This is a genomic window from Coprococcus sp. AF51-11b1 (assembly GCF_027682785.1).
GTDB classification, from domain to species: Bacteria; Bacillota; Clostridia; order Lachnospirales; family Lachnospiraceae; genus Allocoprococcus; species Allocoprococcus comes.
On record NZ_JAQCZB010000001.1, the window covers coordinates 443,438 to 457,150 of the forward strand.

Sequence of the window (13,713 nt, forward strand, 5' to 3'; positions counted from 1 at the left end):
GCAATTTGAAAACGGCAACTGCTGATTCTGGTTGGAAATATATGACTGCAAATAATCTTCCAGAAAGGCTAAGATTTCGCAAAATAGGTCATGTGGTATTTGTTGCTGGATCGATAAGATTTTCAGATAATGGAAAATTTGCAAACGATCAGGCTCTCGGCAATGTCCCGTCAGGAATGACACCAAATGGTTATGGCGAATTCGAGTGTCTTATTCCGATAGCTATGCATAATGGTGGACCTGCTGGAACACAAGCGCGTATATACATAAAAAATGGTGTAGTATATATCACCGGTACAGATAGAGCCTCATTCGTAATGATTGCAGCAACGGCTTATTTTAGCTAATCGGGATAAAAATAGCTCTTGTCACAAAAAGAGTCCATGTACCTCCATTTTTGTACGAAGTAATACGAAGCTTATCGCCTTTGCTACATTTTCCTGCAAAATTAGAAACTAATTTGTAATAGTTTCCGTTATTTCCCATATTTACATTGTTTAATGCACAAGCGATTTCCTGTTTATAGCTTTCACTGCTGATATTGGAGGAAACCATAACGATGAAAGCATATGTAACGTCAGCTTTCAAAAAGCTATTGGTATCCAAATTTGCTGTTCCTTGCGCCGTTGAATCAATGAATATTGGTTTCCTGTTCTCTAAAACAGTGTTAGTTTTGGCTAAATTGCTACTTAATTCAGGAAGCGTAGGAATTACCGTAAACATTTTATCCACCGACGTAACATTCAGTCCATCCAATGTTACTTTATACAGTGGCATATCTGCTACCAAATCTCCAGACTGAATATCTCCCGTTTTATACGTCGGTACTGCTGCCGTGCTTGCATTTGGTGTTCCCTGAATAACCTTCAGCATCACCTCTTCTATTTTTGTTTCCTCGTTCTTATTATATCTCGCCACAATAAGATCAATCCGTTTCATTCCCTGTGATCCGTTTGCGATTGTCACCGGATCATAAGTATTTTTCTTAATCACCGCCGTGCATCCCTGGATCACCAATACTCCGTCTCTGACTTTGATTTCGTTATTTGATACCAGTTCTGCTGCCAGCTGTGAGCCAGTTTTAAGAACAAATGATCCAGTATCAAAAATTCCTTCATTGACATCCCGGTCCTGCTCTGCCGTAACATGCGGCTTTCCGGTATACCCTGTAATGATTTCCATCAGCTTTCTCCTTTCAATTTGTACTCAATCTTTTCTTCTCCATCCGTTATCTTCCAGATTTTCTTTCCAATTGGTTTCCGCATATATACTCCTGTCAAATAATCTCGACCGCCTACGATATCTCCAATATCTATCTCGTCTTCCAACGTTTCCAATGTCAGATCGTATTCTATGGAATTCTTCGCTTTCTCCAGCCGTTCCGTTCCACCCTTTAACAGATCCTCATATTCCGAACTTGAACTGTCGTAGATATCTGCAATCTCATCAACGCCTTGGAAGAACTGAGTCTGCCCTATTTTTCCGTTCTGGTCAACGTATAAATGGATTACCAGTCGATCTTTGAGCTCGCCTTTTCCGAGACAAATCATATGATTGATACCGCGCTGATTGTTATCCATCGTAAAGTATAGACCGTTGTCATTTGAAAACTCGCATTCCACCGAACGATCCCTAATCGGAACTGCGCTGATCACAACATATCCTGACTCTTCTTTTTCTCTTTGAAAAAACTTGATATCCAGTCTGTATCCTACCGACTGCAGCATCTTTTGCAGTCCCTCATAGAGCGTGCAATATCTGTCGAATTGATAGTCTTTTACTTGTACCCCTGTATCTGCATCACTTCCATAAAATAGCCCCGGGAACGCTTCCTTTACTTTTTCTCCCACGATCTCATTAAGTTCACCAGTTGCTGTTGCATAATCCTGTCCAGATTGCGGTTCAATGATCTTTTTCATCATCATTCCACGCCAGGTATATCCTTTCGCCGTAATGGTATTCGTCTTTGTGCTGGTTTTTATTTCCCGGACTATGCCTCCAAACTCTGTTTCCGGAACATAAAAAAAGCAGCCGTTCTCGACTGTTCCATCCCACTCTGACCTCTTATACTCAATCTCAAAATCATTCGTGGCTTCTTCTCCAATCTCCATATCAAGCGTTGTGTATACAACCCCAAGCTCTTTTCCTTTTGTGTCGGTATATATCAGATCCATTTCGGTGCACCCCTCTCTTTGTAAATGGTCAAATCGAACCCGAAAGTCCCATCCCAGTTAAGGATAAGTTCTCCCGAAGGAATCCGTTTAAATACACTGTTTTTCTTCTCTCTCTTTTCAAAAATACTTTGAATCGTTCCATTACTCAGATATTTCATCACTTTCTTTTCACGGCTCCTGATTACAATATATTCTCCTGCTTCTAAGGTGTCGTTTACCTGATACGGATAACCATTTACAATAATCTTCGGGTCTACACACGGACCATAGATTGTCATTTCAAAATTACTGTCCCTGTAATGGTCAATATACCAATTTTCTGTCCCGGATTTCGGTCTTGAATAATCATATGAATAATCATACGGATACTCCAGAAATGCATAGTCCTCTCTTCTCTCAGCTGAATCCGGATAAAAGCTTTTCTTTTCCTCCATCACCCATACCGGGTATGGAGCATATATTTTAGCCTCAATCCGTTCCATACGGGTACGGCTGTCTTTCGCGCCTATTTCACTTCCGATCACGAAACATTTTATTTTGTAACCGTTCAGAAAAAGCGTTCCCGGAAACTTTCTGAAGATATCTTCTTCACACAGATCCGCAAAACGGTTTGCGTTTTCTGCTCTTTCCCTTTTATCACCGAGGAAATCAATGATCACTTTATAGGTTGCTGCGTCTCTTCTGAACTCTTCAACTTTCCTTCCCTGTGCCTGTTTCGTATCTTCTACTTCCCATTCCGAATCATAAAGTCCGGATGTCCTGATTTTTGCGCGGATCTTTTTATCGCTTAATACAATTTCTTCCTGTGAACTTCCACTTAAATATTTAAGCATTAAATACCACACCCCAATCCGACAATGTTCTTGTAACTTCTCGTTCGCCCAGGTAGGCTCTGATCTGTAGATCTTTCACTGCGTCCTTTATAATGTTCCGAAGTGCTTTATACTGTGTATACTCGTTTTCAGCCATGTTTCCAAATGTCATGCTTGTACCGCTATAGTCAACCGCTTCTTTCACCGCATTCTGTGCCAGCAAAGAGTTTTCTGTCACACCATTTGCCAATCCCTGCATAGAATACTGTCCCATTCTCCAGAATACTTTCGATGGCGAATTGATTTCCAGTTTTTTCTTTGCCGTTGCGATTGCATCGCTTGCCACTCTGCTTGCCGCCGAGATAACTGCAGATCTTCCGTCCGAAATTCCATTCGCAAGACCAATAGAAAGATTATATCCATATAACTGCGTCTTTGATGCCGTACATTGTGCTGCAAACACATTGATTGCTCCACTCGCTACACTTCTTGCTTCCGTTTTTACATTTGATTCTCCATTTTTCATCCCCTGGACAAGTCCAAGATCTACGTTTTTCCCAGATTCTCTTGTCTTTTTCGATGGTGACTGACATCCCAAGCCATTATTTACCGCTTCAACCGTCTTGACTCCCAGATCTTTACCGGCAGCATTTGCTTTTTCCTGTGCATTCTGCATTCCCTGAACCAATCCCATCACGGTATTTGTCCCACTTTCCTGCATAACAGATGTAAGACCATCCATTCCTCCTGCAATATTGGCAGCTCCAGACGTAAGTAGCTGCTGTCCCCATTCATTTGTCATTCCCTGAATGTCCACACTCTGGCTCCAAAGGTCATTCGCTTTTTTCAGTTCTTCATCTGTCATGGAATTGAACGCTGCAACATACCCGGATCCCTGTGGTCCCATCTCTGACAACTTCTGCAAAATGCCCTGGTTAATTCCTCGATCAGCAAGAGCGGACAGATTTTGTTCCCATGCAGTCACGCCGTCTACCTGGCTTTGCATGTTTGCCAGCAAGTTCTCGGTCGAAATCTGCGTACCGGCATCAAACTCCTCAAACATATCCATCTGGGACTTCAGCGCACTCTGTACATTTTCCTGCATAGTAAGAACACTGTTTGTCACATTCACCGCCAGTTCCTGTTGTGATACTGACAAATTCTGATATGCTTCCAGTTCTTGACCTGCCATTGTAATACTGACCGAAGATTGCTCTGTCGCCTCAGTCTTTGCGCTGGTATTATTCTTTGTGGCTGCCGTATTATTGTTTGTCTCTTCCGTCATATCGGAGAGATAACTCATATACGGTTCCATCTCGGCGTTTGCTTCTTTGATTGCATCATTTATCTCTTTTTGACTGTCCTTTGCCGTTTGCTTCGCATCATTGAGTTCCCGTTCATCGTCAGCCATCTGTCTTAACGCCTCTGTAACTGTAACTATATTCCCGTTATACTCAATCGTTGCTTCTGACTGATCCTGTGTGGCAGCGTAAAGTTCATCAACATTATCTGCACCTTTTTTCAGTGCCTCGCTATACTTCTCCTGTGCTTCTTTCGTTGCCTCTGTCTTTTCCCTGAGTACATCATTTACTTCTGACCGCTTCGCTTCGATCGCCGCAAGCTTTTCTCCAATTTCGGAAACTTTGTTCTCTGCATCTGCTTTTTCAACTTCTGCATCCACCAGCTTTTCCACGCTGTCTTTCATTTTTTCCTGCGCAACCTGAATTTTCTGCATTTCCAAAGCACTCTTTATGTAGTTCTTCATCTCTTCCGAACTCATGCTTAATTTTCCGGTTGTCTCGTCAATCGCAAGTGACATTTCCGGAAACATGGTATTCAGTTCCATGACAATCGTTTTCATCCGGCTTTGCTGTTCTGTCGTCTGATTGGATTGTCCGGCAAGCTTTACAAGCTCATCTGTCAGGTTATTCGCCAGTGTTCCGCTTGCATTTACCTCTTCCATGGAAGAAGTCATATTCTGAGTTGCTTGTTTCAAGGCTTCGCTTGTTTCCGATGCTTTGTCCTTCAGCTCGGAAGTGGACTGTATCAGCTCGTCCGTTTCACTGGTCGCATCCCCCATTTTGGATGCCAACACAGCCGTTACTCCGATCAGCGCCGTTACTCCTGCCACAACCAGTATTGCCGGATTCGCAGCCAATACTGCATTAAATCCTGCCTGCGCTACAGTTGCCCCTTCTGTTGCTGCTGTCTGCGCCACGGTTGCCGCTGTCTGCGTTGCTGTAGCTGCCGCCTGTGCTTCCTGCGCCACAGTAGATGCTGCTTCTGCCGTTGTCGCTGCAGTTCGTATTCCAATCAGTTCCGCCGCCTTTTTTCCGAAATCAACCAGCGAGACCCCGGCATCTTTTACTTCAGAAATAAACTTTTTGCTCTTATTTACAACAAAAATACCACCGATTGCAGTTCCCGCAAGCTCTGCCACCGGAACAATCGTTTCAAGATTGTCTGCAACCAGTTTAATTCCTTTTTGTGCCATTGGAAGATATTTCACAAGTAATGGCTGTACAACATCCGCTTGCACCGTCCTTCCAAGAACCTTCCACTGGTTTGTGATACTGTCATACTTGATGTCCTTTACCTTTTCCATGGTTCCCTGGACATTTTTATAGGAATTATTTACGTTGTTCAGAGAAGTAATTACCTTCATGGCATTATCTTCTCCCAGCGCACTCCAGGTATCGCTTGCCAGTGTCAGTGCTTCCTGCTCATTCTTCATGCTTGCCAGATCAGAAATCACCGACTGGAACACTTCTTTTGTAGTTGCACTGCCATCATGCCACTTTTTAACAAGATCCTGTGTGCCGGCAGAAAATGATTTGATGTGATCATCTATTCTTCCGTCAGCAAGACTGTTTCCGAATTCCTTGACGTAGTCATTTACTTTATCCAGATTATATGCTCCGGAGTTTAAACCGTTTTCAAGGATTGCAAACATCTCTTCCGCTGAAAATCCAGCCTGCGCCCACAGAGAAGAATATTCCGTAAGATTATCCGCAAGTTCTCCGGATTTATTTAACCCGTTTTGAGCTCCTTTTGCCATCAAATCGAATGCAGTCTTACCATCGATCCCCATATTTGTCACCAGTGCATCTGCGCCTCTGATTGATTCGCTCAGATCCATCCCAAATACGTCTTCCAATGCCATTCCGTTCTCTGCAAGCTCTTTGATTTTTGTCGGATCTGTCTCATTCGTATACTGCTTCACCAACGCCATTGCACTTGCGGCTTCATCAATCGCATCTCCGTAACCACCTTTATACAGATTCTGCATTTCCTGTGAATAAGCTGCAGTTTCTCTTGCTGTTGCCCCTGTACTTGCCTGGAGTTTCTGCTGTGCATCTTGAAGCTCCAGCGTCCCCTGCACCGCATCTTTGAACACATTCGTTGCGAGACTTTTTCCGGCGTCTACCATTGTATTGATCAAGTTTGCCTTAATAATTTTCCCGGTACTGGTAATCTTTTCTGCAACATCATCTGTCTGTTTTCCAAACTTGTCAATACTTTTGGCGCACCCGTCTGTTGCTTTTTCTGCCTCTTCCAGATAGGCCGTATTCTCATTTACCGCTCTCGTTGCCTTGATTGTCTGTGCCTGTGCATTATTTAACTGCTTCTGCCAGTCCTCCACTCTGTTTCCGGCTCTTTGGTAGGTGGCTTCACCTTTTTCCACCTTTTCCGTTAATTCACTGACTGCTTCCTGCTGCCGTGATAACGCTTCTTCTGAAACATCCGAAGACTGTTTCATTTCATCCAGTGTGCTTTGTGCCTGTTCCAGCTTTGTGCGGTACTCCTGAAGTTCTGTTCCAACACGTGCATAATCTTCCTGTGCATGTGTCAAACCTTTCCTTACTGCCTCCTCTTTTTCTACCTGCTTATCTAGCGTCCTTGTCAGGACCTCATTCTTCTTACGCAATGTATCAACCGAGTTTGCATTTCCCGCCGTTTCCGCTTCTACAAGCTTCATTTCCGATTTCATTGTAGACAGGCTTTTATTGCACTGTGTCACCGCTGATCTGAATTCTTTTTCGCCATCGAGCGTAATGTATGCGCCCACTTTTTTCTTTGCCATTTCTTCTCTCCAAACCGGCATAAAAAAACCGCCTTCTCAGGCGGTTTTCATGCATCATCTACCAAAATCTTTTGCTATGCTTTCTTCTATGTATTTGTTCAATTCTTCTTTGACTTTTCGCTTTTCGCATAAATGCCGTCCCTTAATTCCCGGTGATGCAAATTCATCCAGTTTGAAATAAATATGCCGTGGGATATAAATAATCAGAGCCGTTATAAACGGAAGCGCCAGGCAGAACAGTTTTCCTGTTGTGGCGAACTCAAAAAGAGAGGCTGCCGTAACAGACAGGAGCGCTGTCGCAATATAAATATGCCGTTTTGCATAAAATACAAGTATTCTATATATCACCCATGCATATATCTTAACTTTCTGCATTTCCAGTCCTCCTCTTCTTTCTACATCATACCACATTTTTCTTTACAAATCCATCATTGAAGCAATTTTCTGCTGCTCAAAAACCTGTCTTCTCATCGTAATATTATGCATTTTCTTGAATTCTTCAAAAAGATCGCACCATTTACCGAAATACATATGTGCAACCTCTTTTTCCGTATATCCAATCCGCATCCCAATAAGTACCACCCACGCAAAGTTTATCGGTTCTGGTTCTCCGCCTTCCCCTGCGTGGTTGTCGCGTTTTTTCTCTCAAAACATCTTGAGAATTCCTGATGCAAGATTGTAGATAATTCTCTTGGGTTGAAATCAATCTGCCGGATCAGTGTTCGATCACTGATTTCCGGAATCTCCTCTTTGTTTTCTTCCCGTTTGATTGCGAGTCCCTCCTGAATGAACCATACCGCTGCCTCGTTGATAATCTTGATATCCGGCATCTTGTAATGTCCAACAAGAAGTCCATCTTCATTTCTGACTTCTTCACCGTATTCATCCAGCTCCGGTACGAATCCATTCAGCATATTTTCATATTTTCCAAGATCCTCATACTTGTCCTGGATCTTTTCCAGGACAAGATTGTCACATTTCATAGGGTATTCTTTTCCAGATAATACGATCATATTCATTTCTTCAAACATTTTCCTGCCTCCGATTATTCTGTTACTCCAAACATCGTATTGATCCATTTCAGCGCATCTTCTTCTGAGCTGCAAGCCTCTGTTTCTTTCCATGATCCGTCATCCAGTCCAAGCGCTCTTCCCGAAATAGACGGTGTTTTATATTCAATAGAATCTCCTTTGGTTGAATAATCTTCTGACGGTTCCGTAAATTTTGCTTTTTTCAGAAAATTTCCAATAAAACTTCTGACTCCATCCACTTTTTCAACAGACACCCATGCCATTCCAACATAGTTCGCCTGGTCATCTACATTGAATTTTACATTTTTCTTTTCAGTACCAACCGTATGTCCAAACATTTTTTCGTGTGCTTCGATTGGAAGTGTACTGGTATTCAGTGTTACTTCCGCATAAGTAAACTCTTTGTCGTATTCCGCCTGCTTATCATCCGCATTTAGACTGCCTTCTGCATAATTCGGGTTTACCTGCAGTCCAATCGCCTTTCCGCAGGCAAAAGGCTTATCGTATTTTCCACTTTCTAACAATTTTGCAATAATTGGTTTTCTAAGTCCTACATATGCCATTTTATTCTTCCTTTCCGATTCCTGCCATTTCTTCCAGCCAGGAATCCGCTTCTTGCATTGTGTTAAATATTTCTTTTTTTCTCCATTGTCCGCCGTATGCCGGCACCGCTTTTCCTGATGCCTGCATTGTCACATACTTTAGTGCTTCTCCCCTTGTCTCTATGTCCTGTTCATCCTCTGTCAGCCGAACTTTATAGAGCCAGACTGCCACATAGTACGTTTTCCCATTACGCTTTTCTCTCACTCTGACTCCCAGACCAATGTATTCAGACAAATCTGTTTCATTCGATGCAGAACCAGTCTCTGATACTTCGAGTCCGAAAACTTCTTTTTCGGCCGTCTGGGTAATCTCCGAAGTTTCCAGCGTTACGGATGCATACGCAAACATTTCTTCCTCGTCTTCTGAATTGATGTCCCCGTATTCGCTAACATCTTCATATTTTGGATCAATTCTTATCCTTACAGCTGATCCATATCGAAATCCGTTTGAATACTGGATTCCATTTTCCGTCTCACTGTATTTCGCGCCGACAACGTGTGCCAATCCTGTATAAGCCATCAGTCTTCCTCCTCAATATAGCAAGAAAAGCACAAATGGTAATATTTTGTTTCTTTCTCGTATATGGAATCTATATCAGTCACCGTAAATCCTGCTTTTCGCAATAATTTACGAATCGTTTTTCTGTCATCCATATAGTCTTCCCGGGTATATAAATGGATCTGCATGTGCAATGTCCATTCCTGGTCTTCATCATCAGCAAAACATTCCGCTGAATCAATTTCCGGATTATATACGATATATTTCCCTGGCGGGGATTCATAAGGACAGCACAGTGGCCAGATATTCTCTGTGATTACTCCCAGTGTGTTCTCTATTTTCTGATTTACATTCACGGTCCTGTCACCTCGTCAAACTTCCTCTGCATTGCTTCCAGACATTCTCCTTCTGCATTCTGTACTGCTTTGGAAATAACTGGTCTTGCCTGCTGCTTTGTTGTTCCATAATTGAGATATGCCAGTTTCTCATTCCGGCGAACACCTTTTTTGTCTTTTCCGCTCGCTGTGATCGTTACATAATGGCCTCGTTCATTCTTTTCCGGTTTCCTTGATTTGATTGATCCGGCAAGATCTCCCGTTGCATACCCTCTGTTTGCCTCTGCCTGCACCTGGCCTTTCAATTCTCTTTCCAGAATCGGTGCCGCCGTCTCCAACATATCCGGCGCATACTCATCTAATTTACCAAGCCGGTCCAGTTCTTTCGCAAAATCATCAAATCCTATCGCCTGAAATCCCATCTTAACCACACGTTATTTCTACGAAAGATTTTCCTTTTTTGTAAGCACGGATAATGTCGTACTCTGCCTCTTCGTAGATCACCTTTCTTGCGTATTCTGGTTTTCCATCTTCTCCTGGATGTCTGCTTGCTTCCCAGTCATCTGTCCTGAGTTTCAGTATAATGCGGGCATTTACTCCTGCCCGCATAGATTCATATGCTTCCGCTCTGGTTACGGATTTTTCCATTGCATATACTTCAACAGAACATCTTTTTCTTTCCGGGAAACCATTTTCATTTTTACAGATTTTCTCCCAGATCAGTTCCGCCGTTTCCATTTTTCTTCTCCTTTGCATAATCCCCGGAAAGTGCCATGGAATCCCTCAGTTTTTCAAAGGCTGTCTGGAAGCGCTCTGTATTTTCATCATATCCGAAATTTGCTTTGCAATACAGAACCATTGCCTGATAGTACAGCGCATCCGTTGCCGGATCGCCGTACACACCAGTGTTTTCCAATTCCTTTACACACGCCAGTGCCAGTTCATTGATTTCTTCATCATTCCTGGTCCCGACACGTTTTTTCAGCCTCTCAATTATCCTTCCATCCATCTTAAGCCGCTTTCTTCTTCATGACTACAAGCGAATTCAGTTCCAGAGATTTTCCATCGCAGATCATAACCGCCTTTGTAATCTCATCTTCTGTATCATTGTCCTCATACTTTTTAACAGTCATTGCATAATTCGTATTGAACATATAATCAGACCAGTCATACAGGAATGCCACTGTAGTATCCGCTTCCGTTGCAGCTCCATAGCTATCCATATAGTCATTGAGCACGACTTTTCTTCCAAGAAGTGTGCGCTCCGGTTTTCCGTCAATTCCCCGGTTTACTCTTGCGATTGGCTGTCCGTTCGCATCCACTTCTCCGACAAATGCCATGAAGGTCTTTTTCGTCATATTCCAGACCGCACCATTTTCATACGCGAGCGGAAGTGCGGCTTCTGCTTCAACAAGTTTCTTGTATAAAGAATCTTTATCACCAACTTCGATGCTCTGTCCTTCCGGAGCTGTTTCATTTAAAATTCCTTTCGGTTTTCCTTCTCCATCTCCATTTACAATCGCTTCCTCCTGTGCTTTCACCATGGCTTCCGCAATGCTGTTTACAAATACAGTTTCAAATACAGTAAGCGACATGGTTACTGCTTCCAGTGTCATTGAAATTGCACATCTCAGCTTGAAACCTCTTATATCAATGTAGCCGGTTGTCTTTTTCTGTTTTTCACTTGTTCCACCTTCTGCAACCCATGTTGCAACCGGTTTTACGCTTGAAGCTGGAATTCTTGCGCCTGGTGCAAAAGTGGTCTTCGTAACCAGTGGAAGAATCATACCGATTGATTCCATTTTTTCAATAATACGGCTAATCAGAACCGGTGCAATGACAGAACCGATATCTCCCGTTTTAGTCGGTCCGGCTTCATTTTTGAACTTCTCCGGAATCTTTGTTCCATTGACTACATAATTCATGAAGGCAATTCGATATTCCTGAGAGTTATAAATATTTTCCGGTTCTGAAACTTTTGCTCCAAAATCAGCCTTGCTGCCATTCTGTTCAAATACATTTAACGGTTTCGGTTCTTCATTCAGTGCTTTGAAATTCGCCTGTGCCTGCGCAATCGCATCCCATTTCTCATCCAGATCCTTTACTTCATCCATTTTAGAATCTGCTTCCTTGATCTTCCCTTCATTGATCAGACCTTCCGCTTCATCCATCAGTTTTTTTCTCATCGCTTCATACTGCTTTTTGTTCATCTTTTTTCTCCCTTCAATTTTAAAAGTTTTAACTTCTGCAGTGCCACTTTATCCGGAACTTCCTCTCCGGATTCCATCATTTTTCTTGCCGCATTCATCTTTGTCTGATCCGGCAATTTGAACATAGGTCCTGCCACAAGCTGTAAGTTTGTTTCCTTTTCTTCAAACATAACCTTATCAATCAGTTTCTTTTCTTTCGCCTGATCTGCAGTCAGCCAGGTTTCATGCTCCATCATTTCGAGTGCCTCTTCCTGGCTCATTCCGCTCTTGGCAACATACGCTGTACTCAACGCATTGTCTGCTGTTCGCAGCGTTTCCGCCATATGTTCCATATCGCTGTGATTTCCTTCTGTGCCCGAAGAAACACAATGTACCATCATCAGTGCTGTCGGGGACATTTCACAATATCCTGCCATTGCCACAATCGATGCAGCACTGCAAGCCTGACCGGTAATATAGATTTTCACATCTGCCGCACACTGCCTAAGCATAGTGTAGATTTCAGATCCTACATCAATGATTCCTCCTGGAGAATTTATCATGACCTCCACTTCGTCACCCGGCTGAACATTTTTCAGCACATCTGTTACATCTTTCGGAGCTGTGCTGTCCGCGCCGAACCAGTCATAATACCACTTATAATCGTTCGGGATCATAACGCCTTTAATATCAATCCTGTATTTCATTCTTCTTATCGCCTCCTTCCGCAGAATCAAGTAATCTTGTTATAATTTCCGCAGTGACCATGTAATTTTTACTGTCCATTTTTCCCAAAGCTTCTTTCACCAGATTCACAACCTGCGTATCCAGTCTTCGTATCGGTTCGTCGCCACCCGGAATCGGAGCCATATTCAGCGTTGCTCTCCATTCATTCGGAAGCATTGCACCTCTGTCAACCATTGCTTGGAATGCCAGTTTTGTTGTAAGGCTTGCGCAGGAAAGATTGTTTGCTTCAAATTCGATTCGGTTTCCGAACCCCCGTTCCTTTCTGGTAAAGATTCCGGTTGTATAGGTCTGGTGCATCTGAACAACTTCCGGTTCTATCTCCGCTTCGTAATACGCATTCCATTCATCCTCGTTATAATCACTCTGGACAATTTTCTTGTTGGTATTGAAAAATGAATAGATTCTTTCGATTGTGCGATCCGTCTGTGCTGCATTTGGAACGTAATCTTTTGGTTCAATTCGCTCCACCTTTGCCTTCGCATCCACGCCAGCCGCCCCGAACGTATCCGTTTCAACAGCCAGATAATTTTCAACGAACTTCTCAACATTTCTCTTGATGTCCTCTTCCCTCATTGATGAACTGTAAGTCAGAAGCCACCGTATGATCCCGCTGTTCTTGATTGCGCGGATCATCCCTTTGTCAATCGTGCCGATCACATTCATCATCTGCGTAAGTGCCGGCGCAGGACTGTCTCCGAAAATATCATCTTCGTTGTAATCGTGGCGCAAATGGATGATATCTGCATACCGAAATGTCCCACTTTTCCCATTACGATACAAAAATTTCAGGAACAATTCACCCGAGCTGTCATACTTTGCTTCGGCAGACACACACGGGACTGGATACAACTGCACCGGTTTCTCGTTCTCATCCCGTACGATCAATATGAATGCATTATTATTCAAACATAACTGTGTAGCAACCTTTTCCTGCATCTGCTGTGCCGTCATATACGGGTTTGGTTCGGAAAGTAAAAATCTGATGTTCGCTTCCGTGTTTACCTTGATCCCGCCTTTCGGATCATCTCGGATATGTTTTCCAACCAGCTTTCCGATCGCTTTCACTTTCGGACGGATGCAGGCTCTTACAATATCACTTTCATATAACTTTCCATCCCACGCATAGTAATAATCACCTGTCATGGTAATCATCTTGATCATGTTATGCTCTGTTGCTTTTTCGTCTGTCTTTGTTGGTTCTCTTTTCCAAAATGGTTTCATGTTACCTCCACAAAAATAA

The 13,713-nt window shown here is 43.0% G+C and carries 17 protein-coding genes; 1 reads left to right on the forward strand and 16 read right to left on the reverse strand.

What is annotated here, in order from left to right; translation table 11 throughout:
• The first annotated feature begins 41 nt into the window (after window positions 1-41).
• Window positions 42-347, forward strand: a complete 306-nt coding sequence (locus tag PGY05_RS02180; protein ID WP_270475248.1) for a hypothetical protein — start codon at window positions 42-44, stop codon at window positions 345-347.
• On the opposite strand, the gene PGY05_RS02185 is transcribed toward PGY05_RS02180, so the two are convergent.
• The 16 genes from PGY05_RS02185 to PGY05_RS02260 are packed head-to-tail and all read right to left on the reverse strand — an operon-like array spanning window position 340 to window position 13,694.
• Complete coding sequence (locus PGY05_RS02185) at window positions 340-1,182, reverse strand: hypothetical protein (RefSeq protein ID WP_270475249.1); 843 nt, start codon at window positions 1,180-1,182, stop codon at window positions 340-342. The genes PGY05_RS02180 and PGY05_RS02185 overlap by 8 nt on opposite strands.
• Window positions 1,182-2,174, reverse strand: a complete 993-nt coding sequence (locus PGY05_RS02190) for a Gp37-like protein (protein ID WP_055262058.1) — start codon at window positions 2,172-2,174, stop codon at window positions 1,182-1,184. The genes PGY05_RS02185 and PGY05_RS02190 overlap by 1 nt, the downstream gene beginning before the upstream one ends.
• Window positions 2,165-3,019, reverse strand: coding sequence for a hypothetical protein (locus tag PGY05_RS02195; protein ID WP_270475250.1), 855 nt, complete (start codon window positions 3,017-3,019; stop codon window positions 2,165-2,167). Before PGY05_RS02195 ends, PGY05_RS02190 begins: the two co-directional genes overlap by 10 nt.
• Window positions 3,000-7,070 carry a phage tail tape measure protein gene (locus PGY05_RS02200; protein ID WP_270475251.1) on the reverse strand — a complete coding sequence of 1,357 codons (4,071 nt, stop codon included), beginning with the start codon at window positions 7,068-7,070 and terminating at the stop codon, window positions 3,000-3,002. The genes PGY05_RS02195 and PGY05_RS02200 overlap by 20 nt, the downstream gene beginning before the upstream one ends.
• 54 nt (window positions 7,071-7,124) lie before the next feature.
• The gene (locus tag PGY05_RS02205; protein WP_270475252.1) at window positions 7,125-7,481 is read right to left on the reverse strand and encodes a hypothetical protein; all 357 of its coding nucleotides are present in this window, start codon (window positions 7,479-7,481) and stop codon (window positions 7,125-7,127) included.
• Between the two features lie 6 nt (window positions 7,482-7,487).
• The gene (locus tag PGY05_RS02210) at window positions 7,488-7,652 is read right to left on the reverse strand and encodes a hypothetical protein (RefSeq protein WP_270475253.1); all 165 of its coding nucleotides are present in this window, start codon (window positions 7,650-7,652) and stop codon (window positions 7,488-7,490) included.
• Window positions 7,653-7,663: 11 nt separating this feature from the next.
• Entirely contained in the window at window positions 7,664-8,101 is a 438-nt protein-coding gene (locus tag PGY05_RS02215) for a hypothetical protein (protein WP_118219234.1), read from the reverse strand.
• 14 nt (window positions 8,102-8,115) lie between these two features.
• Window positions 8,116-8,664, reverse strand: a complete 549-nt coding sequence (locus PGY05_RS02220) for a major tail protein (RefSeq protein WP_055262048.1) — start codon at window positions 8,662-8,664, stop codon at window positions 8,116-8,118.
• 1 nt (window position 8,665) lies between these two features.
• Window positions 8,666-9,223: a major tail protein gene (locus tag PGY05_RS02225; RefSeq protein WP_055262046.1), complete on the reverse strand. Its 558-nt coding sequence runs from the start codon at window positions 9,221-9,223 to the stop codon at window positions 8,666-8,668.
• Window positions 9,223-9,558, reverse strand: a complete 336-nt coding sequence (locus PGY05_RS02230; RefSeq protein ID WP_055262044.1) for a hypothetical protein — start codon at window positions 9,556-9,558, stop codon at window positions 9,223-9,225. The genes PGY05_RS02225 and PGY05_RS02230 overlap by 1 nt, the downstream gene beginning before the upstream one ends.
• Window positions 9,555-9,959 carry an HK97-gp10 family putative phage morphogenesis protein gene (locus PGY05_RS02235; RefSeq protein ID WP_055262042.1) on the reverse strand — a complete coding sequence of 135 codons (405 nt, stop codon included), beginning with the start codon at window positions 9,957-9,959 and terminating at the stop codon, window positions 9,555-9,557. The genes PGY05_RS02230 and PGY05_RS02235 overlap by 4 nt, the downstream gene beginning before the upstream one ends.
• Window position 9,960: 1 nt before the next feature.
• The gene (locus PGY05_RS02240; RefSeq protein WP_118219240.1) at window positions 9,961-10,275 is read right to left on the reverse strand and encodes a hypothetical protein; all 315 of its coding nucleotides are present in this window, start codon (window positions 10,273-10,275) and stop codon (window positions 9,961-9,963) included.
• Window positions 10,238-10,546, reverse strand: a complete 309-nt coding sequence (locus tag PGY05_RS02245; protein ID WP_055262038.1) for a phage head-tail connector protein — start codon at window positions 10,544-10,546, stop codon at window positions 10,238-10,240. Before PGY05_RS02245 ends, PGY05_RS02240 begins: the two co-directional genes overlap by 38 nt.
• A 1-nt stretch (window position 10,547) precedes the next feature.
• A complete protein-coding gene (locus tag PGY05_RS02250) occupies window positions 10,548-11,747 on the reverse strand; it encodes a phage major capsid protein (RefSeq protein ID WP_270475255.1) in 1,200 nt (399 codons plus the stop codon).
• Window positions 11,744-12,433: a head maturation protease, ClpP-related gene (locus tag PGY05_RS02255; RefSeq protein WP_055262034.1), complete on the reverse strand. Its 690-nt coding sequence runs from the start codon at window positions 12,431-12,433 to the stop codon at window positions 11,744-11,746. Before PGY05_RS02255 ends, PGY05_RS02250 begins: the two co-directional genes overlap by 4 nt.
• The gene (locus tag PGY05_RS02260) at window positions 12,417-13,694 is read right to left on the reverse strand and encodes a phage portal protein (RefSeq protein WP_070098647.1); all 1,278 of its coding nucleotides are present in this window, start codon (window positions 13,692-13,694) and stop codon (window positions 12,417-12,419) included. Before PGY05_RS02260 ends, PGY05_RS02255 begins: the two co-directional genes overlap by 17 nt.
• Between the last annotated feature and the right edge of the window lie 19 nt (window positions 13,695-13,713).